A 23,422-nucleotide genomic window follows, 5' to 3' on the forward strand; every position below is an offset into this window, starting at 1 on the left:
CCTATGCCGGAAATCCGGATACCCGTTGCGCCACCCGTGATCCTGCCATTGCCGGCCGGCACCAGCCGCCCCAAATGGTCGGTGATGATACCCGTGTACAATTGTGCGGACTACCTGCGCCAAACGCTGGAGGCCGTGTTGCAGCAGGCCCCTGCCCCGGAATTCATGCAGATCGAGGTAGTAGATGATGCCAGTACCGATGCCAATATGGAAGCATTGGTGGCCGAAGTGGGAAATGGGCGGATAAGTTATTTCCGGCAGCCGCAAAATGTAGGCAGCCTGCGTAATTTTGAGACCTGCATCAACCGCGCAACCGGATTTCTCGTACATATACTGCATGGCGATGACCTGGTTAAGCCGGGTTATTATTCGAGAATAGGCGCCTTGTTTGACCGTTATCCTGCTATCGGCGCTGCATTTTGCCGTTATGTTTACGTAGGGGAGAGTGGTAAACCTCTTTATTACCGGGATGAAGAAATGGAAACGCCGGGCATACTTGATAACTGGCTGGCCCGCCTGGCGCAGCGACAGCGGCTTCAGTTTTGTACAGTTACCGTTAAGCGGGAGGTGTACGAAAAGCTTGGTGGTTTTTACGGGGTTAATTATGGGGAAGATTGGGAAATGTGGGTACGTATTGCCCAACATTACCCCATGGGCTATGAGCCCGAAGTGCTGGCTGCCTACCGGCTGCATGGCAAGTCAATATCGGGCCAGTCTTATGCTACAGCCAAGAACCTGAAAGATCTTCAATGGGTGATCAGGGCCATACAGCAATACTTACCCGAGGCGGAAAAAACGGAACTATACCGGGAGGCGATGAAATTCTATGCGCACTATGGTATTAAAATTGCCAATGACCTTTGGTACGGATTGCGAAGCCGAGAAGGGGCAAAAATACAGGTACAGGAAGCGTTGTCGATGCATGTTGATCCTTTGCTGTTGTGGAAGATCTCGAAATTGTACATCAAAATGACGTTGAATATAACTTCATTCATACCACGTAATAAAGAATCTGATCATTAATGCAGGCTGGCATTACTATTCTGATTTGTACGTATAATGGAGCAGCGAGGCTGCCTGTTACACTGCAACATATTGCGCGGCAAGTGATACCGTTATCACTGCCCTGCGAAGTGATTGTAGTGGACAATGCTTCACAGGATAATTCCATCGAGCTTGCCTGGCGGGAATGGAGGAAATATGATGCTGCTATTTCTTTTAAAGTGATCCGCGAAGAACAGGCCGGCCTCACCTATGCCCGTGAAAAAGGGTTTGCCGCGGCCGCCTATGAATACATTCTCCTGTGCGACGACGATAACTGGTTATCGGAAGCCTATGTTCATACAGCCTTTGAAGTGATGCAGCGGCATCCTTCGATCGGTATTTTAGGGGGATATGGGGAGTTTGAATTTGAAGCAACACCGCCTGGCTGGTTTAACCTGTTCAACCTGTACGCGGGCGGACGGCAAGCTGCCGAATCAGGCCCCGTACCCGGCCATCTGGTATATGGCGCCGGGGCAGTGCTGCGTAAATCTGCTTATAAGCGGTTGCAGGAGGCGGGGTTTGTTTCCCTGCTTACCGATCGATTGGGATATCAATTGAGTTCGGGCGGTGATCATGAATTGTGTTATGCGCTGGCTTTGGCCGGATACGATGTTTGGTATGACGACCGGCTCCGGTTCACACATTTTATCACAGCCAACCGGCTTACTCCGGTCTATTACCGCACCTACATCAAAGAAAGCTCCCGTTGCTTTTCTGTTATTGAGCCTTATAAAATACTGATAAAGACCGGTAATAATTCGCTTCCGCAATTCCGGAAAGAACTTTTAAAGAGCTTTGGCTACCATGCAAGAAAAATGGCCCTCCTGATGGGTAATATGGCAGGCTCCTCCAACAACAAGGACCGCCCAATGGCCCAACGCCTCGAGTTGCTGATGTTGCGGCAGCGGCTGCTGTCGTACAGGTACTTCAAAACAATGGAGAAGAATTTTCAACTGGCCGCCACGCTAAAGTCACGGTTCAACCCCATGTCGTCACCAACTACCCAATTGGAGGCGTTCGAACAGCCTGTCAGGCAAGGATAAGCCTGACAGGGGAAATTATATGGCGCTTTCTTAGTTCGAATCGATCTCTTTCACCCCGGCATCCAACACTTCATCTTTACCATCGAGCAAGCCCTGCAAAGTTGGTTTCACTATTTTGTCGATCCGCACGCCAACCCGTTGCGTGGGTGATTGATCGGGATAAAATACCCCCAGCCCGGTCATGCGGGTGGAAATGCCGCCCGGTAGCGCAACGGCCGATACATTACCGTCGGCACCGGAAGTCTGGCTGCCCAATGTTACGGCACCGGGTACAGCTTGTAGTGTCATGGTGGTCCACTCGGCATGGCTCTGGGCGAGTTCATTAACGAGTATCACAGTTTTGCCCGCATAAGTAAACCCGCCTTTGTTTTTTCCCGGTCCCGAAGGGCCGCATTTGATGGGGGATGTGTATTTGAATGCACCGGGAAACTCGAAGGCCGGAAAGGAGCAAAGCGCAAACGGTTTTTGCTCAGTAAGCAGGTATTGTGCAATGGCATATCCCGTGCCGCGTGGATAGTTCCGGATATCGAAGATGATGCCCCGCGTGTCTTTCATCAGCAGCATCATGCTATCCACGTGTTTGACTTCGAGCAAACCCATGTTTACGTAGCCAATATTGCCAGGTAATATTTTGAAGAGTGTTTTGTCAGAAGTGTATTGATAACGTAAGGCTGAATAAGTGTACCGGTGCATGACCTTGCTAAACGACTTTCCCTGTCGGCGGATGCCAAGGGTTACGGTAGGCGAGGTGCCGCCGGTAAGCAGGTTTCGGGTATTTAACAGTCTGAGCACTGCGGTCTCGTTCGAGCCTCCTGCGAGCGCTTTTCTCTGTGCTATGAGTTCTGCGAGGGTTTGACCGTCTATTTTTTCAACGATATCACCTTTCTTCCAGTCGTCTGCCGTGGCGAGCGAATCGCTGTAGAACATTGATGCTACCAGATCGTTGCCGATAAAATTGAACGACACTGGCAGGATCAACTCAAACTCTTTGGCCACTACCGGGTTGTAGGTGCTCGCATGGCTGTCGTTGACACTGTGCACCAATTCCACTACGGCGAGATTATAAGACAAGGAATCCTTCGCCTCCGCCAGCCTTGGCACATATTCATACAGTACTTCGTTCCAGTTTCGGCCGATGATGTTCTTGTAGGGCGAAAAATACTGGATCATGTTCCAGTACCTGAACAGGGTGAGTAACCGGAAATTTTCGTTGGGATAGTCGCCACTACGCCAGTTATAACTGTTCTCGTTGAAAAGAGCATTGCCGGCTTTATCGTAACTGCCGTAGAAACCTGGCTTCTTAAAACGGCTATGCAGCAAATGCAGCCATTTCTCACGCAACGGCTGCGAGAAATGTGCATCACTCATCCAGGCGAGGTCTACATTGTACCGCAGCAGGTTGTTCGGAACGCTCGTGTCGCACGGGATGCACAGGGGGATGCTGCCAAGGCTTTCGATCCATTGTAAAATCGACTGGCTGAATGCTTCGTCGCTGGCGGCGTTCTTTGCAACGGGTATCATCCGGAACAATTCGCCGTCCCAGTTACGCTCTCCGTTGGCGACATTCGGGTGGTAGTATTTCAGGAATCCCCAGGCTTGTCCCAGCAGCGCCAGGCGGGTGATCTGTTGCTGCGAGAGTGGTTGAACGACCTCATTCACCGGCTTGCAATAGGAAGTGGTTGTTTCGAGTGGTTTACCATCTGCCAATAAAGTGATCTCATCGAGCCATAGGCTCCCATCTCCGTCATAGCTGGCGGTGATTCGGAACCGATCGGTGGGGAAGCGCAATTCATTCATGAGGATCTTGCCGGTATAGTGCGTCCATTCGGCGGTTTCGTTTAGTTTGAAGCGATTTCCTGCCCCTGCCTTCTCCATGTAGTTCTGGAACACATTAAAACTTACCTCCGCTTTTTTAATCCGCCCGGTGACCCGGGCATAAAAGGATACGGTAAGGGTGTCGCAGGGGATGTCGAGACCAATGGTATTGGTGGCCTGCCCCTGGCTGAGGGCGGAGCCTGAGGCGGCATAAGCGATGCGCAGGGCGTATTTTCCTTCTTTGGCCGACACTGAATCGAGGGAGATGGCATAATGAAGATCCTGGGAGGATGCCCTTACCCAGGGGTAAATGGACTGCCTGGGCGTATTGATCTGTTCAAAGCCAAGATTCCACGGATTGGATTGATTGATAGTCGATTGCGCACAGATCTGGGTTGCTATCAGGCAAAGGACCGAAAAGACCATAAATCGTTTTAAGCGACCAGGTATTTGCATAGAAAAGGGTTGTTTTGAATGGCGGTATTGCGGATTGTCGCGGTAAGTAGCGTTCTGCCTTGTTAGGCTGCCACGACCTCCAGGCTATGCAGAAGCCGTGTATAAGCCTACAGGAGGCCGCCAGGACCTCACTGGGTATTCACTGGAACCACTACAGATACTCGTGCCGACCTGTATAGACGTAGAGGATCTCCGGTATGGTTGGGTAGGGTATCTAGGCGGGTACACCCGGAGTAAGCACGAAGTAAGTGCGAACCAAGACGCCGGGAAGGGTTCTATAGGTGCTCTATAGATGCTCTGTAATTGCTCTATAGGTGCTCTATAGTTTTTGTCATATGGTAATTGAAAATATATGTTTGCGGCAGGTTAGCAGGTTGGGCTGCTGACTGCGAGGTGGGCGGAAGCGGTGAGGGAAGAAAGGCCGGTGCCGGATCAATCACGCCAGGGCGCGCAGCCGCATTCCTCAAACCGTTGGGGTACAGGCAAAAAAATAGTCCCGTCAACGAGTGAGGGGACTACAGTAGCTTTTATAAAGAGTCTCGGAAAAAACTATTTAGCTGCAGCCAGTGCGTTCACTTTCTTAGTGAGCTTGCTCTTCAGGTTGGCTGCTTTATTCTTGTGAATGATACCTCTTTTAGCGAGTTTATCGATCATAGAGGCAACATCAGGCAGTTGTTCCCCAGCTTCCTTACCAGTCTTCAACGCTTTCAGGTCACGGATGGCATTACGGGTAGTTTTTCCGTAATACTTATTTCTTTCCCTGCGCTTTGTAGCCTGACGCACATCTTTTTTGGTAGCCTTATGATTTGCCATTGTCTTTCGAAAAATTTAGGACGGCAAAGGTAGGCCCCATCGGGGAATAATCAAAAAAAAAGGGCTTTATTTTCTAAAAAGCCTGAAATAGGGGCAAAATGGGCGAATCGTACCGGATTTAGCCCTGTGGCGGCATTCAAACAACGGGAGGCCTTTGGCTGTTATCTAAATGCAATAAAATAGCCTCATAATCTGTTAATCACACATTCGTGGCTATATTTGTACCCCGATTTCAAATACCCATATTCTTTTAGCATTCAATGCTTCTTCAATGAAGGACTTTTCGTACATCACCAGTTCATCTCCGGCTTTTATTGAGAGTCTCTACCAGGATTTTGTGAAAGACCCCAATAGTGTTGATCCGGAACTCAAGAAATTTTTCGAAGGTTTTGATTTTGCAGTAGGCGAAGGCAAGCTTGGTTCCAACGGAACGGCTGTAGCGGAAGCGACCGCAGGCGTGGCCGGCGGAATTGACTGGAAAAAGGAGGTGGGGGCTTATCGCCTCATCCTCGGTTACCGCAACAAAGGCCACCTTATTGCGAAGACCAATCCCATCCGTGAGCGTAAGGACCGTGGCGCCAACCTCGAGCTTGATTTCTTCGGCTTTACCGAAGCTGATCTCGATAAAACATTCCACGCCGGCAATATGATCGGCCTGGGTACCACAACACTCCGTAAGATACTCGCTCACCTGCAAAGCTGCTACGCGAGCCATGTAGGGATGGAGTTCAAATACATCAGCAACCAAAAGAAGGTAGACTGGCTCACCAACGAAATGGAGCGCAACTTCAGCAAACCCATTCCGGTTGCGCAGAAGAAACGCATCCTGGAAAAACTGAACCAGGGCGTACTGTTCGAAAAGTTCCTGCATACCAAATACATTGGTCAAAAACGTTTCTCGCTGGAAGGCGGCGAAACCACTATTGCTGCACTCGACGCCATCATCAATACCGCTGCCGACCACAATGTGCAGGAAGTCGTGATCGGTATGGCGCACCGCGGTCGCCTCAACGTGTTGGCCAACGTCATGGGTAAAACCTATGAGCAGATCTTCAGCGAGTTCGAAGGCACTGCCAAGCTCGACCAAACCATGGGTAGCGGCGACGTGAAATACCATATGGGTTACGGCAGTGAAGTAGAAACGCCCAATAACAAGACCGTTCACCTTAAACTGATGCCCAACCCTTCACACCTTGAAGCGGTGGATCCGGTGGTGGTTGGTTTTGCCCGTGCGAAAGCCGATGTTCTGTACGAAAGTGATTTCGATAAAATATTGCCCATCCTCATTCATGGTGATGCTTCCGTAGCCGGTCAGGGTATCGTATACGAAGTAGTGCAAATGAGTGGTCTGGATGGTTACTATACCGGTGGCACCATTCACTTTGTGATCAACAACCAGATCGGGTTTACGACCGACTTCGAAGATGCACGTACTTCCGACTATTGTACTTCGCTGGCTGCCATGATCCAGGCGCCCGTGATGCACGTGAATGGAGACGACGCCGAAGCAGTAGTGAAGTGTGTAGAGATCGCAACGCGTTATCGTCAGGAGTTCAATACCGATGTATTCATCGATATGGTTTGTTACCGCAGGCATGGTCACAATGAGGGCGATGATCCCAAGTTCACCCAGCCCAAGCTGTACGGTGTGATCGAGAAACACGCCAACCCACGGGAAGTATATACCAGCTACCTGCTGGAGAATGGTGAAGCCGATGCCAAAGAAATGGCAAAGGATATGGAGAAGAAATTCTGGGCCGATCTGCAGGAGCGTTTGGATGAAGTGAAACAGAATCCGCTGCCTTACCATTATCAGCAACCCGAGATCGATTGGAAGAGCCTGCGTAAGGCTACTAACGAAGATTTCGATGCCAGTCCTGCTACGGCCATTGCTGAAAACGATTTCAAGAAAGTATTCGACGCGCTGATGACCTGGCCGGCAGATTTCAAACCTTTGAAAAAGATCGAGAAGATCCTGCAGGACAAGGTGAAACTCTATAACGATGAAGGCAAGATCGATTGGGCTACGGGCGAACTGCTGGCTTATGGCAGTCTTTTGCTCGATGGCAAGGATGTGCGCATGAGCGGCCAGGACGTTCGTCGTGGTACCTTCTCGCACCGTCACGCTGTATTGCGCGATGAGAACAACGATAAGGCCTATAGCCGCTTAAGCAATATACCCGGAGCAAAAGGTCAGTTCAGAATATACAACTCCTTGTTGAGTGAATATGGTGTACTGGGTTTTGAATATGGCTATGCCATGGCCAACCCCAATGCGCTTGTTTTGTGGGAAGCTCAGTTTGGTGACTTCTGCAACGGCGCCCAAACCATGATCGACCAGTTCATTGCTGCCGGCGAGCAGAAATGGAACCGCATGAACGGTGTAGGCATGTTGTTACCACACGGTTACGAAGGTCAGGGCCCCGAGCACAGCAGTGCCCGTATGGAAAGGTTCCTGCAAATGTGCGCCGAACTGAACATGGTGGCTACGAATATCACCACCGCATCCAACTTCTTCCATGCCTTGCGCCGTCAGCTGGCATGGCCGTTCCGCAAACCATGGATCAACTTCTCGCCCAAGGCCAACCTGCGCCACCCGGGCACTTATTCGCCCACCCAGGAGTTCCTGCAGGGCGGTTTTAAAGAAGTGATCGATGATGTTTTTGTGGGTAATGCCGATGACGTGAAGAAGGTATTGTTCTGTAGCGGTAAAGTGTATTTCGACCTGGCCGAACGACAACAAAAAGATAACAGAAAAGATACCGCTATTATACGGGTAGAGCAATTGTATCCGCTGCCGCTGAAGCAACTGGAGGCGCTGTATGCCAAGTACAGCAAGGCTACCTGGTTCTGGGTACAGGAAGAGCCGCTCAACATGGGTGCTGCTTCTTACCTGCAAATGAACCTCAAGTCGATCAACTATGGCGTGATCAGCCGTCAGCCTTCTGCTGCCACTGCCACTGGTTATCTGAAAGTGCACGCACAAGAGCAAAGCGAGATCATCGATACGGCATTTTCTATCTAAAATGAAGTAACTTGCCCTGCCTGTACCAGGTAGGGCATTTGCATGGATTGGCCCGACCGATTAATCAGAAACAAGCATCTTATTATATGATCGATATTAAAGTTCCGACAGTAGGAGAATCAATCAGCGAAGTGACTTTGCTCAAATGGGTAAAGAATGATGGTGATTATGTAGAAAGGGATGAGGTGATTGCTGAACTGGAAAGCGAAAAAGCAACTTTTGAAGTAAATGCCGAGAAAGCCGGTGTGCTGAAGCGTGCTGCCCAGGAGGGTGACACCCTGAACATTGGCGATGTACTGGCTACTATTGATGAAACTGCTGCAAAGCCCGAAGGCGCTGCCTCCAATGGCGCGGCAGCTCCTGCGAAGAAGGAAGAAGCAAAGGCGGCTCCTGCTGCTGACAGCAAACCTGCTTCACAAGCTCCTGTAGCGGCTGTTTCGAACGATATCAAAGCAACCCCGGTTGCCGCTGCGATCATTGCCGATAAAAAGGTTGACCCCAAGTCGGTTACTCCAACCGGCTACCAGGGTAAGATCGTGAAGGATGATGTGCTGGCTGCTTTGAGCAACCCCGGCAAAGTGACTGGTGGTAAAGCGCTCTTCAACCGCGAGCAACGCCGCGAGAAGATGAGCCAGCTGCGGAAAACCATTTCCCGCCGCCTGGTGGAAGCCAAGAATACCACTGCGATGCTCACCACCTTTAACGAGGTTGACATGAGCCGCATCATGGAAACGCGCAGCAAATACAAGGATAAGTTCAAAGAATTGCACGGCGTAAACCTGGGTTTCATGAGCTTCTTCGGTAAGGCTTGCGCCATTGCGCTGCAGGAGTGGCCTGCGGTGAACGCTTATATCGATGGCGACCAACTCGTATACCACGATTATGCCGATATCTCCATTGCCGTTTCTACTCCCCGTGGTTTGACCGTTCCGGTGATCCGCAACGTAGAAAGCCTTAGCATGGCGGAGATCGAGAAGAAGGTGATCGAGCTGGCGGGTAAAGCAAGAGACAATAAGCTGTCGATGGAAGAACTGCAAGGCGGTACTTTCACGATCACCAATGGTGGTGTATTTGGTTCGCTGATGAGCACGCCGATCATCAACCTGCCACAAAGTGCGATCCTCGGTATGCACAAGATCCAGGAGCGCCCGATGGCGATCAATGGTCAGGTGGTGATCAAACCCATGATGTACCTGGCGCTGAGCTATGACCACCGTATTATTGACGGTCGTGAGTCTGTGAGCTTCCTCGTACGGGTGAAGGAATTACTGGAGAATCCTGAGCTGTTGTTGTTTGGTAAGGATCCGGTAAAGACCCTGCTCGAACTGTAATAGTATCCCAACTTTTTACTGATAATCAAAAAGCCTGTTGTAAAGACAGGCTTTTTGCGTTGGAGAGTTGTCTATAATGGGTTAGGGAGCAACTGATGAGGGGCAGCGGTGCGGCCTGCCTGTTTTGACGGCCTTTACAAACAGAAAGGCCGGTGAGAACACCAGCCCTGCTGACGGCAAAATAGTTGATTCAATGCCGTCCGTTAAGTATCACCGCTCTTTAATTCAGCTAAGGCCGCTATGCGGCAGCTGAACAATGATTTATGCTGGCAGGGATGGGGTTCAATACAAAGTTCAGCGGATGGTGACCGGATGTCAATACCCTTTTTGAGTGAGGAAAAGTACGCGGGGGCTCGGAGGCCGCAAGCTGGTCCCGATACGCCTTCTGATGATGAAAGCTGGTGCTGGTGCAGCAGGAAGGTTTGTGATGGCGCTGTGGTTGATGGCCGGGAGGCGTCGAGCAATGCCGCAATGCTGATAGCCGAAACAGGTGCAGCGGGGCATGATGCAGGTCAAACGATCCGTTCGCTCAGGGCTTTGGCGATGGCTTCCTTGCCGCAGTTCACATGTAGTTTCTGGTAAATGTTCTTGAGGTGGGCGCGCACCGTATCGAAGGCGAGGTTCATTTCCTTGGCGATGAGCTTGATGCTGTAGCCTTTGGTAAGCCATTGCAATACCTCTATTTCGCGGGGGGAGAGGTTGTACTTGTTGGCATCGCGCCGCGCCTGGAAAGTATTCAATACTTTTTTGGCGATCGTGGGCGACATGGGGGCGCCGCCTTCCAGCACTTCCTGAATGGCGTCGAATAGTTTGGCCGGTGGCGTCTTTTTGAGCAGGTAGCCATTGGCGCCGGCGCACAGGCATTGAAACAATTTCTCATCATCTTCAAATACGGTGTACATAATGACGGCCGTTTGGGGCTGTGCTTCCTTGATGAGCTGTACGCCACGGATACCGGATTCGCCGGGCATATCAATATCCATTAATACCACATCGGGCTTGTACACGCGCGCTATATTGGCTGCATCATTGCACTGGTTATAATCGCCCACCACGTCGTAGTTGTTCATCTTCAACAGGTAGGCCAGCGATTCCCGCAGCCTGTCATTGTCTTCGAATATGGCGATCCTGGCTAACATGCGATAAAGGTAACACTCTGTTACTACTACGCGTTATCGCTCATTTGAGTAGGGGGAGGAGTAAGATTGCGGCAGGAGCGGTGAGGCTGCCTGCCTGTGGCGGGCCGTTGGAGCCTGCGGGAGGCGCCGCGATAATGGGTTAGCTTACCGGAAAACTGATATTGGTGGTGGCGCCCTTGCCGACGGCAGACCGTATCTGCAGATGCCCCTTCCACCGGTTTACCCGCTGTTGCATATTCTTGAGGCCATTGCGGTGGGTGACCAATGTGGGATCGAAGCCATTTCCATCATCCACAATGATCATATTGAAAACATTGCCTTCGAGCCATACGCGGATGTCTACATTTTGGGCGCGTGCATGCTTGTAAATATTGTTGATCACTTCCTTGAACAGTAAAAAGCAATCGCGCCTTTGCTCCATATTAAGTCTGCGTTGCGCGAACTGGTCATCCAGCTGTAGGGTATAATGAATATTGGCCCCATCGAATATTTCTGCGGCATAACGCCGCATACGGGCCACAGTTTGTGCAATGGTGTCGTTGTTGGTGTTGATGCTCCACACGATGTCGTCGAGGGCCTGACTGGAGCTGTTCACTTCTTCTGCAATGCGGCTCAGGAAGGGGGCCGCTTCTTCTCCACGGTCGATCTTTTGCCGGCTCAGTTCCGATAGGATACTGATATTGGTGAGGGTGGAACCGATATCGTCGTGCAGGTCGGTGGCGATACGGTTACGCACCTTTTGTAATTCAATAAGCTGGTTGATGCGGTACCGGTACAGCAGGTAAAGGACGGTTGCCATGGCAAGTGCCAGCAACCCGATGAACCACCAGGTTTTCCAGAAGGGTGGGGTGATGGTGATGGAAAGCACTGCTTCGGGATCATTGGGGCCGATGGTTTGTCCCCAGGCTTTTACCCGGAAGGTATATTCGCCGGGGGGAATGTTCGTGTAGGCCGCATAGTTCCTGTTACCGGCATATATCCAGTTCTTATCGTAGGGATAGAGTTGGTAATAATAGTTCAATTTGCGGGGAGCCACGTAGTCGAGGGCTGCGAAACTGAAGGACAATGAATTCTGCCGCCATGCCAGTTTAAGACTTTTTTTATACGCTATGGCGGTATCTCCAGCCCAGGGTTCGTTATTGATGGTGGCCGATGTAATGACCATCGGCGCGGCGGTATTGGCGCCAGTGTATTTGCGGGGATCGAACCAGTTGAGGCCATTGGTGCCGCCAAAGTACAGGATGCCATTGCCGGCGGCATAATAGGCGCCGGTGTTGAATTCATTACCCTGCAGGCCATCTTCCATCGTAAACAGGCTGAAATGCGAACGGTTGAACTGCTGCGGATTGGCGGGAGGGCTGCACCGGATGAGGCCGCCGTTGGAACTCATCCACAAATTGCCCAGTTTGTCGGCCACAATGCTATAGATCGTGTTGTTGGGCAAGCCGTTCTTTTCCGTGATCTCAGTGCGTATGCCTGTCGTCATATTCAGCAACAGGATGCCTTTGCCCAAGGTTCCCATCCAGATATTGGGTGATTGGTAATAGAGACATTTGAGGGTAGGTTCCTCGTCCCTGATCTGCTGCAGGGCTTTATCATATTGAAGTGAGGAGAACTTTTCTGTATAGGGGTTAAAGAACTGGATTCCCCTGTTTTCGAAGGCGAGGCAAAGCAGGCTGTCGCTGATACGGATCATGGCCCGCACGTTGTTGTCGGCTATGCTTTGGGGATTGGCGGCATCGTACCGGAATTTTTTCAATAATCCCTTGCTTTTATCGATTAAGCACAGCCCGGCGTTGCGCGTACCCAGCCAGGCCTTTTGTCCGCCGGCTGGCAGTATGCACCAAACGGTATGATCGGGCAGGAAATTGGTTCCTTTACCCTGTGGGGAAAAGCTCGCTTTGACGTTTTTGGTGCGGCTGTTAAGCAGCAGTAAACCTTTATCCTGCGTACCCACCCAGGTATCTTCTTCATCGGCATACAAAGACACTATGCGCTCTTTGGTGGCCGCACCAGGAATGCCGGGCAGCCGAACGGGCGCCAGGGTATGGTTGAGGTGGTTGGGTGAATAAGAAAGACCACTGGAGGAAGTACCGATCCATAAACCGCCCTGCTGATCGGTGGTAACGGAACGCACCTGCTCGATCGGAATATTCTTGGGTACAGTGTTCCTGCTCATCAGCGAAAAGAGGTTCAGTCGCTTGTCGTAAAAGCTAACCCCTCCACCATCGGTACCGATCCACATACTGCCCAGTCGGTCGGGTTGCAGACACAGTACATCGATATAGCTGAGGGAGGCTGCGTTGCCTTCTTCCGGTACAAGGTGCTGCACCGTTTGGTCGCGATCGTTGATGATATAGAGTCCACTACCAAGCGTACCTACCCAAAGGCGGCCCTGCTGATCGGTCATGAGGTCCTGCACCACGAGATCGGCCGGCAGCTCGTTGGCAGCATCAAAGCCGGTGAAGGGTTGCAGCGTACTGTCCTGAGGCCGTTTCAGGTACAGGCCGTGCGCATAAGTTCCGATCCAGCAATTGCCCTTCATGTCTTCTTCCATAACGCTGCAGGATATGCCGGGTCCGCCGGCATTGTACAGGTGGCGGGCGCCGGAGCCGGCAGGCATGATCACGTTGATGCCATTGCTGGTGAGCACCCAATAATTACCGTTGCGGCAGGGGTGCAGGTATTGAACGGTATCGCTGTTGAGTGTGCCGGCTTTTTTGTTGAAGTGCTGTAGTTTACCAGTGGTGGAGTCGTAGTGATAAAGCCCGTCCTTCTGCGTACCGATCCACCAGGCCTTTTGCTTTTCAAGGTGAAAGCAGCTTACCGGCGGCAGTTTATTGCCGGATGGTAGTTGGCCGATCAGTGTGAAAGAATCATTGTACAGGTTGAATCTTTCTAGTTTGCCTCCGCTGGTAATGAGCCAAAGATCATGTTGAAGGCCTGGAATTACCTTTCCCAGGCGGCTGTAGGCGCGGGTAGTCACGTCGTCGAAATTCTTCCGGAAGATCGAAATACCAATACCGTCGTAGCGATTGAGGCCATCCTGGGTTGCGAACCAGAGAAAGCCTTTGTCGTCGTTGGCAATGTCGATGACACTATTTTGAGACAGGCCCTGATTGATGGTGATGGTACGGAATGAAATAGATGGCTGACGGGCTATTGCCAATGTCTGCAGGAAAAGGATACTCCATATCGTGAGCAAACTACGCAAGGTGGTATAAGGATCAGGAAGTCAAATTACTGGAATTTATTGGCCCCACCACGTTTTCCCTATCTTGCAGCGGATGAAATTCTTTGCTCACCTCAATACGGCGGTACAGGTTCTCGATCTCTACAAGGGACAACAACCCTTTGGTATTTTCATCAAAGAGTTTTTCCGGCAGGATAAAAAATACGGCTCGCGCGACCGTAAAAGCATCAGTCATCTTTGCTATTGTTATTTCCGCCTGGGTAAAGCGTTGCGTTCGTTGCCGGCAGCTGAAAGAGTGGTGTCTGGCTTGTTTCTATGTTCGCTACAGCCCAATGAAATGCTGGCCCAATTAAAGCCAGCCTGGAATGAGCAAACAGTCTTACCGCTTGCGGATAAATGGAACCTGGTGTTGGAAGAGGTGGAGCTGCAGGAGCCTATGGAACTTATTTTTCCCTGGAAGGATGCTTTGAGCGATGGTATTGATGCGAATGCTTTTGGCGCTTCGTTCCTGGTGCAGCCAGATTTGTTTATTCGCTGCCGCCCGGGCAAGCAAAAGATAGTAGAACAAAAACTGCAACTGGCCGGGATCTCTTATTCAGCAAAGGAAAATGGCTGCCTGGCGTTGCCCAACGGTACTAAGGTTGAGGAAGTAATAGCTTTGAACAAAGAAGCCGTCGTACAGGATTATAGTTCGCAACAGGTTGGTGGGTTTTTGCAGCGTGTGAAAGAGGACTGGGCAGTCGGCAGTCAAGGCCATGCCCGCAATATGCCAGGCTCTACAAACCAGCAGCGGGTGGTGTGGGATTGTTGTGCAGCGAGTGGCGGCAAATCGATCCTTGCCTGGGATACCTTAGGTTCTATCGACCTCACTGTTTCTGATATACGGGAATCGATCATTGCCAATCTTCGTCAGCGATTTTCCGAGGCGGGCATTGCATCCTACCACTCATTGGTGGCGGATCTCAGCGACCAGCGTACGGTGTTGCCAGCTACATTGAAGCCATCATTAATAATTGCCGATGTACCCTGTTCGGGCTCTGGCACCTGGAGCCGCACGCCCGAGCAGCTGTATAATTTTGAAGAATCCGCCATTGCGCGCTACCAGGCGCTGCAGTTACAGATCGTTGGGCGGGTGCAGGCACAACTGCCATCGGGCGGTTATTTTCTGTATATCACCTGTTCTGTATTCCGGGCGGAGAATGAAGCGGTAGTAGCTGCCATGCAGGAACGCCATGGCCTTGACCTTCTTCATATGGAAGTGTTGAAAGGATACGGCCAACGGGCCGATACCATGTTTGCCGCCTTACTCAATAAGTCTTAAGGTAATTTCACGATTGTCTGATCGTAGAAGCGTTTTGATCCCTCATACAGGGTAACCCTGTACAGGCCACTTTGCCAGCCTGCCGTGTACACCTGCGTGTTAAAGTAGCCAGCCCCTTTCGATACATTCTTTTTATAAACCAGCCGGCCCTGCTCGTCGTGCACCAGTATGGAGAGGTTCGTCATCGATGCAGGTGTATTGACAATGATGCTCAACTGCGTAGTGACGGGGTTGGGCATGATGCGGATGGTGTTGGAAGGAAAGCAGATCACGTTAACTGCCTGATGCAGGCTGCCGATCTCGAAGGAGGTATCCGTGCCGATCGATTGAACGATGCGGTAGTGGGCCGTGCCCGTACCTGCCGCCGTAAGTGTATCCTGTAGGGTATAACTGTTGTCTTTAAAGAGTAGTGAGGTGGCGTTTACCTGCCTGATCGGTGTAAACGTAAGTTCGCCGGGCATCTGTCGGGCGATCGTATACACCACGCTGGTATCGTCGGTACTTGTCCATTGCAGGTTCACTACGCAATTCTCAAAGCTGCTGGTGGCTTTAGCCTGCTGCCGGATCAGTGATACCATCGCTTTTTTGAAATCGGGTAATCCATATCCGAACCGGTCGTCGGGATTACTGTATTTGTGAGCGCTCTGCTGTACGGCGTCGATGAGTTGCATATTGGAGACAGCGGGGAATGCCTGCCAAAGACAAGCGATCAGACCAGCGATATTGGGGTTGGAAAAGGAGGTGCCATTGCCGGCCGATGGGTTGCCGGTGAGGCCGGCCAGGATGGTGCCTTGTCCAACAGATGCGATATTCGGTTTCCGCGATCCTTTACCTGTGGGCCCCCAACTACTAAACGAGGCAATGGCCCCGCTGTTGGTGGTGGCGCCCACGGCCACGACAGAGTCTCCGTCGGCCGGGCAGGACACGTATTTAAGGTCGTCGTTACGGGCTCCGTTGTTGCCGGCACTGTTCATGACGATGATGCCTTTGCGGGCGGCCAAATCGGCTGCCCTTGTTACGATGGAGGTGTTGCCATCGCGTTGCGCATAGCTATGATCGAAACTGTGGTCGTTAAAATCAATGTAGCCAAGTGAAGAGGAGATCATATCGGAACCGGCGCTGTCGGCAAATTCGGCGGCGGCGGCCCAGTACTGTTCTTCCACCGGGTATTCTGATGCGGCGTTTTCCGTACGCAGCAGCCAATAGCTGGCGTGCGGTGCGGAGCCAACGATCTGTCCCGGCCTGTTGGCTGCCAAGATGCTAAAGCAATAGGCGCCATGGGGATCGTCTTCCGATACGCTGGCTTCATTGTTCACATAATCCCAGGTACCCAGGATGCGATTTTGTAATCGAACGCTATCAAAAGCAGGATTGGTATTATAACTGCGGTATCCTGCGTCGAGTATGGCGATAGCGATGCCCTGGCCGGTGAGGCCGTGGTTGTGCAGGTATTCGCCACGGTGGATATGTATCTGGTTATAGGTGCCGCCATAACTGAGCGCGGCAACGTCCTGCACGCGTGTGTTGGTGGCAGGTGTGTAGGGCATGATGGTCTCTTCAAACCGGCTGATCTTTGCGCCGGCTGATTCTGCTGCGGAGCGAAGGCCGAGCGGGCTACTGGCTATTACAAAGGGATAATTGTTGATGGTGCCCAGCGCCGATGGATCGCTGGTTTGAATAAGCACCTGGTTCAGCCATTTGGAGGTATTCAGCACTTTTACGCCGGGCACTTTCTGCAGGTTATCGAGGTAAGTGGCCGATACGGGAAGATCTGTAGAGTCGATCGCGATGTGCTGCGTTGTTCTTCTGGCGATGGCTTTTGCCGACAGGTAAGTGGCGGGATTGCTGAGGCTATGGGCCGTTCCTTTTTTATCGGCTAACCGGACTATATAACGGGTGTACTGCGCACGGGTGCTGCTGCACAAGCTGATCAAAACGATTAAGGTGAACCAGTTCTTCATGCAGCCCTATTTATGCCGGTTGCCTGTCGGCGATTAATTGTGGCTTATTATACTGAGCCGGATACCAAAGCCTATTTTTTTCCCTTCGGTTGATCCGCTCAACGGTGGCTGGTATTCCCAGATCGCTACATCGCGGTAGATGAGGCCGATATCTTTGGCATATTTCTCTACCCAAACCGTTTTAGAGGCGGGTAGTTGTTTGCTGACAATGGGTACGTCGGACGAATCGTTGACCTGGGTGATGGTAATGGTATTGTCGTAGGTTTTGCCATTTATCTCGGCCGGACCAAATTCTTCGTAGCTGGATTCCCAGGACTGCATGTTTTCGGTGATGCTGATATCGTATTGATTATAAGGTTCGTCGGGCAGGTAACCATTGCCCATGAATCCGCGACCTTCGGCAATGGGGGTTTGCAGTTTAATGAAGCGAAGGTTATTTTCATTGATCTCGATAGTGCTCTTGTCCTTGATCACTTCGTACGCAACGCTGGCCTTCCAATCGGCTTCGTTGGTACTGCTGAAGGGACGCAGGTAACGTTGTACACGCCAGGTAGGGCGGCCCAGGAGATCGGAACCAATGCCTTCTACAATATCCTTAGCCTGGTAGGAAGTGACCAGATCATCTACCCCGTAATTGGCGAACGTGAGTGAATCGAGGCGGTAAATGATGTATTTCCCCATTTCCAGCCGGAAGTAATCGCTGGGTGTGGTGTATTGGGTATCGTCGGTCTTTTTGTCGCAACCAGCCACAACGACCAGCAGAGCCAACAACACAATCAATGAAAAAAGGGTAACGTGTCTTTTCATGGTAAACCGGTTATTTTCTTTGGATATCTCCTTAAAGGACAATGTTAGGTCTTTTTTTGTTGCCCCTTAAGATACGTTCGCCACTGAGCCTGCGGATGGGCAGGTTGTAAATAAAAACCGGGAAGTGGTCTACTTTCCCGGTTCTGATAACGATTTATGGAGCTAATTATTGCTTGAAAATCAGGTCTGAACGGCCACCCTGGGGCCATTTTTCGGGTTTATTGTCCCCGTTGAATGATCCCGCCGCCGATTACGTCGTTCCCTTCATAGAAAACAGCACTTTGTCCGGGCGCTACTCCCTTGGCGTCTTCAAAGAACCGCACCCTTACGCCTCTTTCGTCGGTATAGAGGTTGGATAAGGTGCCTTTGTCCTTGTAACGGATCTTGGTCATGGCTTCCATGCCATCGGTAACGCCATCATATTTAAGCCAGTTGATCTTGCTCACGAGCATGTCGTGGCGATTGAGGTCATCTTCATCGCCAAGCATCACCGTATTGGTTTCGGGGATGATGTTGGTGACGTATACGGGTTTGCCGAAAGCTATATCGAGGCCTTTGCGTTGTCCAATGGTGTAGAAAGGGTATCCTTTGTGCTGTCCCAGCACCTTGCCTGTTTTGTCTACAAAATTGCCGCCGGCTACTTTTTCTTCGAGCCCTTCTACCCGGCGTTTCAGGAAACCGCGGTAATCATTGTCGGGCACAAAGCAGATCTCGTAGCTCTCGCTTTTTTTGGCGAGTTCGGGGTAGCCATAGTCGAGAGCCATCTGGCGGATCTCCGTTTTACGGAAGTTCCCGAGGGGCAGCATGGTGCGGGCGAGCAGGTCTTGCTGCAGGCCCCAGAGTACGTAGCTCTGATCTTTGGTATCATCCAGGCCTTTACTGATATAGTGGCGGCCATTGGTATGCTGGTGGATATTGCCGTAGTGACCGGTTGCAATAAACTCACAATCAAGGGCGTCGGCTCGTTTGAGGAGGGCGCGCCATTTAATATGGGTATTGCACATGACACAGGGGTTGGGGGTGCGGCCGGCGAGGTATTCATCGACAAAGTTCTCGATCACGAAATCACCGAATTCATCCCTGATATCCAGGATATAATGGGGAAATCCGTGTTGGACGGCGGCCATCCGGGCATCATTGAAGGAGTCGACATTGCAGCAGCCGGTTTCCTTTTTACTACCTCCGCTGGCTGCATAATCCCAGGTCTTCATGGTAATGCCTACCACTTCATATCCCTGGTCATTGAGCATGAGGGCGGCCACGGTACTGTCAATACCGCCGCTCATGGCTACCAGCACTTTTCCTTTACGACTCATGCTTGCTTGTTTAGTATGGAGAATAACAGGCAAATATACAAACTGTTCGGCGGAGGCCGAAAGGGGAGTGTTTAAACTGCCTGTAAATACTTCATAATCAACAGTACGTGTTGGCAATGGAAATAGAGGATTTTTACTTTTGCTTCCCCGAACGGGCTGGGCGGCCATTTTAATGATCTGTGCCAGCAAGGTAGGTGCGAGCCCCCCGTGCCGATCGGGTCTGGGGGGATTGATCGGGTACTTTTTGTGGTCCCGACGCAGTTCGGTTCGGTTTCGGCGGGGATAGTTTTGACGTGGATATTAATGACTAAGGGGGCGAATGGTGTTAGTGAAGATATCCGGTGACGTTAGTAATTATTTATTTGCAGATGTTCGTATACGTGATGCAGTTGTCTAAATGAAAATGTGAGCGCACATGTTACAGAAACGAAGAGCGAATCGTGAAATGTTGTGCCTGCTAATGCTTTGCAGTGCCAGACCGCCGGAAGTACGGAAACTGGCTACTCCACAGGTTATCAACATCGAAAATGTATTTATTGTTACCGTTGCAGGAAGGCGTAAATTGCCGGTTGAATTAAAATAGTACGAAGCTAAACTCCATTAAGTATGATTAAATTACAAGCTATTGGTAACTTGGGTAAAGATTGTGTTACCAACACGGTGAACGGGAAGAACGTGATTAACTTCAACGTTGCTCATACCGAAAAATTTCGTGATGCCCAGGGCAACCAGAAAGATAAAACCATTTGGGTAGAGTGTGCTTACTGGACCGACCGTACCGGTATTGCACCTTACCTTAAGAAAGGTACGCAGGTGTATGTAGAAGGTACGCCCGATATCAGAACTTATTCAAAGAACGATGGTACTACAGGCGTTTCATTGACGCTGCGTGTACTGAGCATCCAATTACTTGGCAGCCGCGGCGAAGGTGGTGGTGATAGCCAGGGTGCTGGCTACAGCAACAATAGCTATTCGGCTCCTGCCGGCAACCAGCAGGTTCCTGCTGCTACCGGTGGCGGCAACTATGGCGAGCCCATGGATGACCTGCCTTTCTAAATGTATTTACTAATCCACTGTTTTATAGTTTAAGTAAGAATGCCTCGCTTCGGCGGGGCATTTCTTTTCATAAAACCGCCGCAAACGCCAACCTGAGTGGGTGTTTTTTCGGTGGGTAGGCTGCACAGTTACAGGCCAAAACTGCACAGTTATGGCCCTAAACTGCACACTTAATAGATTGAGTCACTGGTTTGGTATTCTTGCAGTACTTTGTGCTGCTAATCTTTAAAACCCTGAACATGAGATTGTTAAAAGCGTTGTCTGGTAGTTTGTTGATTTATTTACTGTTCTTCACAACTGGAACACAGATCACCTCCTGCCAAAAAGATCCGTTGACGGACACCCTTATCATAAAAGATACCATCATTATCAGAGATACGGTAGATTGTAATTGTTACGATTTAACCAGCGGTCTGGTGGCATGGTATAATTTCAAGGACGGAAACCTCAACGATGCCAGCGGCAAAGGAAACCATATTGTTTTCAATAATGCTACAAAAGCACCCGATCGTTTTGGAAAAGCAAATGGTGCGTACTTATTTAACGGAACCAGCAATTTTATGCAGGTTGCCAACAGCGCAAGTTTGAATCCTACCAGCTCCATTACGATTTCTGCCGTTTTCAAAGCAAATGATTTCTATCCTGGTACCTGTTATGGTAATCAAATTTTGGCAAAAACCGATAATTCTGACAAAGCGACGGGCTATTATGCCATTAGTCTTTCAAACTTTACCAGTTGCTATGCAGCTTTTGATCCCAATCGGGTTAAAGTTATGGGCGTATATGGTGACGCAATGGGCGCAAATGCCAATGCAATTTCCGATTCAAATTTTGTAAAGCGTAGTGAGTGGTACAGCGTAGTATATACTTATGAAAACCTTACTGCCAGGATTTACATCAATGGGGAATTGAAGAGCGAAAAAAAGTATGCTCAGTTTTCCTTCGTGCCGAATTCCGGCAGCCTCTACCTCGGCAAGAACCTGGATTCGCAGTACCCTTATTGGTTTAATGGGGTGATCGACGACGTGCGCATCTACAACAGGGCTTTGTGCAGCGGAGAGGTTAAGCAGTTGAACAGGTCGAATGATTAATTCTTTTCTATAAGTGTGATCAGCCAGGCCAAAAGCCTGGCTTTTTTTGTGCGGCAAACCAACCGTTTTCCACCTGCCGAAAGGTCAACCCAATATGGTTGACTGCGCAGTTACGGTCCAAAACTGCACGGTTTTGGCCCGAATCTGCACGACTATCGGTTTGTTCTCCCGGCTAAGCCGGGAATTTCTATTTTTACTCGTTATTTAAAACCCTGATTATGAAAATTTTGAAAGTATTGTCTGGTAGCATTCTGTTGTACTTACTGTGTTTTTCGACCAGTACACAACTCGTTTCCTGCCAGAAGGACCCCCTGACAGACACGCTCATCGTTCGCGATACGGTGATCATTCGGGACACACTCGATTGTAATTGTTATGACCTTACGAATGGTCTGGTGGCCTGGTATAATTTCAATAATGGATCGTTGAAAGATAGCAGTGGCAATGGAAATCATATTGCTTTCAATAATGCCACAAAAGTGCCCGACCGTTTTGGTAAGCCGAATGGCGCCTACCAGTTCAATGGTACCAATAATTATATGGAGGTGCTAAACAGTTCCAGTTTGAATCCTACCGGCGCCATTACGCTGGCGGCTGTATTTAAGATCAAAGGTTATTATTCGGGCCTTTGCCGCGGAAACATCATCATGGCAAAGACGATGTACGGCGATAAGGAAAATGGTTTTTATCAGATGGGCTTTACAGATAACAGTTGTGCCACTTCGGAGCACCTGAATAAGTATAAGTTCTATGGTAATCATGGCGATTTTTATTCCGGTAAGATCGGTGGAGCCAGACCAGATTCCATTTTTACCCAAACTGAACAATGGTACAGTGTAGTCTATACGCAGGATAACCTGATTTCGAAATTGTACATCAATGGGGCATTGAAGGATTCCCGTACTATTCCCTACCACTCATTTACGCCCCATTCCGGTAGCTTGTATTTCGGAAAGTTTCCGGATCAGCAATATCACTATTGGTTTAATGGTGTAATTGACGACATAAAGATCTACAACAGGGCACTGTGTGATGGTGAAGTGAAGCAGTTGAACAGAAGTAAAGATTAATTACTGTTAAATATGAATGATCAGCCAGGCCACAAGCCTGGCTTTTTTTATAGCAGTAGTTCCTACATCGCCTAGCTATGAGTATCTTGAAGCTATGAATGCCCGGACCAAAAAACTTCTAACCAGGATGATCATGATTATCGGTTCTTTTTATGTGCTCATTTGTTTACTTGCTTTTTTCCTGCAGGAGAAATTGATCTTCTTTCCGGAAAAACTGGCGGCTGAACATGTGTACCGGTTTAGCATTCCCCATGAGGAACTGAATTTTTCCATGAAAGATGGCGTGCGGCTCAATGGAGTATTGTTCAAAGCCGACAGCGCCCGGGGTACCATCTTTTATCTCCACGGCAATGCCGGGTCTATAGACGGATGGGGAGAGTTGGCCTCCTTTTACGTGCAGGAGGGATTCAATGTTTTTATGCTGGATTATCGGGGCTATGGAAAGAGTGGGGGTAGTATCAGTAGTCAACAGCAGCTTTTTGATGATGTGCAGGCCGTTTACGAAGATATCAGGAGAAGAGCAGGTGAGGATTCGCTGATCATTCTCGGTTACTCCATCGGAACTGGCCCGGCCTCCTGGCTGGCTTCCAGGAACAATGCCCGTATGCTGATCCTGCAGGCGCCCTATTATAGTTTAACAGATATGATGGGCCACAATTACCCGATTTTGCCTAGATTCTTACTGAAGTACAAATTCACGACCAATAAATTCCTGCCGCTTTGTAAGATGCCCGTGGTGATCTTTCATGGCGATGCGGATGAAGTGATCTATTATGGCTCTGCCCAAAAACTAAGCAGGTTGTTTAAAGAGAAAGACACCCTTATCACTTTGCAGGGCGGTAGTCATAACGGCATGAGTGAACGGGAAGATTACCAGCATGCTTTCCGGCAAGTCGTGAACAGGTAGCGTGTTGTCAACTTTAGTTGAAGCGTCTCAAAGC

Annotated in this window: 16 protein-coding genes; 9 read left to right on the forward strand and 7 right to left on the reverse strand. The window is 50.1% G+C overall.

Annotated elements, in window-relative coordinates; translation table 11 throughout:
* Positions 1–3 precede the first annotated feature (3 nt).
* Positions 4–1,023 carry a glycosyltransferase gene (locus P2H89_RS13510; protein WP_275827586.1) on the forward strand — a complete coding sequence of 340 codons (1,020 nt, stop codon included), beginning with the start codon at positions 4–6 and terminating at the stop codon, positions 1,021–1,023.
* Entirely contained in the window at positions 1,023–2,087 is a 1,065-nt protein-coding gene (locus P2H89_RS13515) for a glycosyltransferase (RefSeq protein ID WP_275827588.1), read from the forward strand. The genes P2H89_RS13510 and P2H89_RS13515 overlap by 1 nt, the downstream gene beginning before the upstream one ends.
* A gap of 30 nt (positions 2,088–2,117) precedes the next feature.
* Here the strand turns inward: P2H89_RS13515 and P2H89_RS13520 are convergent, their stop codons facing one another.
* Positions 2,118–4,358, reverse strand: coding sequence for a S41 family peptidase (locus P2H89_RS13520; protein WP_275827590.1), 2,241 nt, complete (start codon positions 4,356–4,358; stop codon positions 2,118–2,120).
* Positions 4,359–4,907: 549 nt separating this feature from the next.
* Positions 4,908–5,171: a 30S ribosomal protein S20 gene (rpsT, locus tag P2H89_RS13525; protein WP_275827592.1), complete on the reverse strand. Its 264-nt coding sequence runs from the start codon at positions 5,169–5,171 to the stop codon at positions 4,908–4,910.
* Between the two features lie 271 nt (positions 5,172–5,442).
* Here rpsT and P2H89_RS13530 point away from each other — a divergent pair, with 271 nt between their 5' ends.
* Both P2H89_RS13530 and odhB read left to right on the forward strand, forming a co-directional pair.
* Positions 5,443–8,196, forward strand: coding sequence for a 2-oxoglutarate dehydrogenase E1 component (locus P2H89_RS13530; RefSeq protein ID WP_275827594.1), 2,754 nt, complete (start codon positions 5,443–5,445; stop codon positions 8,194–8,196).
* A gap of 86 nt (positions 8,197–8,282) precedes the next feature.
* On the forward strand, positions 8,283–9,527 hold the full coding sequence (gene odhB, locus P2H89_RS13535; RefSeq protein ID WP_275827596.1) for a 2-oxoglutarate dehydrogenase complex dihydrolipoyllysine-residue succinyltransferase: 1,245 nt from the start codon (positions 8,283–8,285) through the stop codon (positions 9,525–9,527).
* A 512-nt stretch (positions 9,528–10,039) separates the two neighbouring features.
* Here odhB and P2H89_RS13540 read toward each other — a convergent pair.
* Positions 10,040–10,666 carry a response regulator transcription factor gene (locus P2H89_RS13540; RefSeq protein WP_275827598.1) on the reverse strand — a complete coding sequence of 209 codons (627 nt, stop codon included), beginning with the start codon at positions 10,664–10,666 and terminating at the stop codon, positions 10,040–10,042.
* 139 nt (positions 10,667–10,805) lie between these two features.
* The gene (locus tag P2H89_RS13545; protein WP_275827600.1) at positions 10,806–13,871 is read right to left on the reverse strand and encodes a two-component regulator propeller domain-containing protein; all 3,066 of its coding nucleotides are present in this window, start codon (positions 13,869–13,871) and stop codon (positions 10,806–10,808) included.
* 82 nt (positions 13,872–13,953) lie between these two features.
* On the opposite strand from P2H89_RS13545, the gene P2H89_RS13550 reads away from it, so the two are divergent.
* On the forward strand, positions 13,954–15,180 hold the full coding sequence (locus P2H89_RS13550; protein ID WP_275827601.1) for an Fmu (Sun) domain-containing protein: 1,227 nt from the start codon (positions 13,954–13,956) through the stop codon (positions 15,178–15,180).
* Here the strand turns inward: P2H89_RS13550 and P2H89_RS13555 are convergent.
* The 3 genes from P2H89_RS13555 to mnmA all read right to left on the reverse strand — a co-directional run bounded on the left by P2H89_RS13555 (position 15,177) and on the right by mnmA (position 19,264).
* Complete coding sequence (locus tag P2H89_RS13555) at positions 15,177–17,141, reverse strand: S8 family peptidase (RefSeq protein ID WP_275827603.1); 1,965 nt, start codon at positions 17,139–17,141, stop codon at positions 15,177–15,179. The genes P2H89_RS13550 and P2H89_RS13555 overlap by 4 nt on opposite strands.
* A gap of 33 nt (positions 17,142–17,174) precedes the next feature.
* A complete protein-coding gene (locus P2H89_RS13560) occupies positions 17,175–17,948 on the reverse strand; it encodes a hypothetical protein (RefSeq protein ID WP_275827605.1) in 774 nt (257 codons plus the stop codon).
* A gap of 218 nt (positions 17,949–18,166) precedes the next feature.
* Positions 18,167–19,264, reverse strand: a complete 1,098-nt coding sequence (gene mnmA / locus P2H89_RS13565) for a tRNA 2-thiouridine(34) synthase MnmA (protein WP_275827607.1) — start codon at positions 19,262–19,264, stop codon at positions 18,167–18,169.
* Positions 19,265–19,870: 606 nt separating this feature from the next.
* Between mnmA and ssb the strand changes: the two genes are divergently transcribed.
* The 4 genes from ssb (at position 19,871) to P2H89_RS13585 (ending at position 23,388) form a co-directional block, all read left to right on the forward strand.
* Positions 19,871–20,320 carry a single-stranded DNA-binding protein gene (ssb, locus tag P2H89_RS13570; protein ID WP_275827609.1) on the forward strand — a complete coding sequence of 150 codons (450 nt, stop codon included), beginning with the start codon at positions 19,871–19,873 and terminating at the stop codon, positions 20,318–20,320.
* A gap of 239 nt (positions 20,321–20,559) precedes the next feature.
* A complete protein-coding gene (locus P2H89_RS13575; protein WP_275827611.1) occupies positions 20,560–21,411 on the forward strand; it encodes a LamG domain-containing protein in 852 nt (283 codons plus the stop codon).
* A 218-nt stretch (positions 21,412–21,629) separates the two neighbouring features.
* On the forward strand, positions 21,630–22,481 hold the full coding sequence (locus P2H89_RS13580) for a LamG domain-containing protein (protein ID WP_275827613.1): 852 nt from the start codon (positions 21,630–21,632) through the stop codon (positions 22,479–22,481).
* Between the two features lie 127 nt (positions 22,482–22,608).
* Positions 22,609–23,388, forward strand: a complete 780-nt coding sequence (locus P2H89_RS13585; RefSeq protein ID WP_275827615.1) for an alpha/beta hydrolase — start codon at positions 22,609–22,611, stop codon at positions 23,386–23,388.
* Positions 23,389–23,422 lie beyond the last annotated feature (34 nt).

The organism is Paraflavitalea sp. CAU 1676 (assembly GCF_029223285.1).
GTDB lineage: Bacteria > Bacteroidota > Bacteroidia > Chitinophagales > Chitinophagaceae > Paraflavitalea.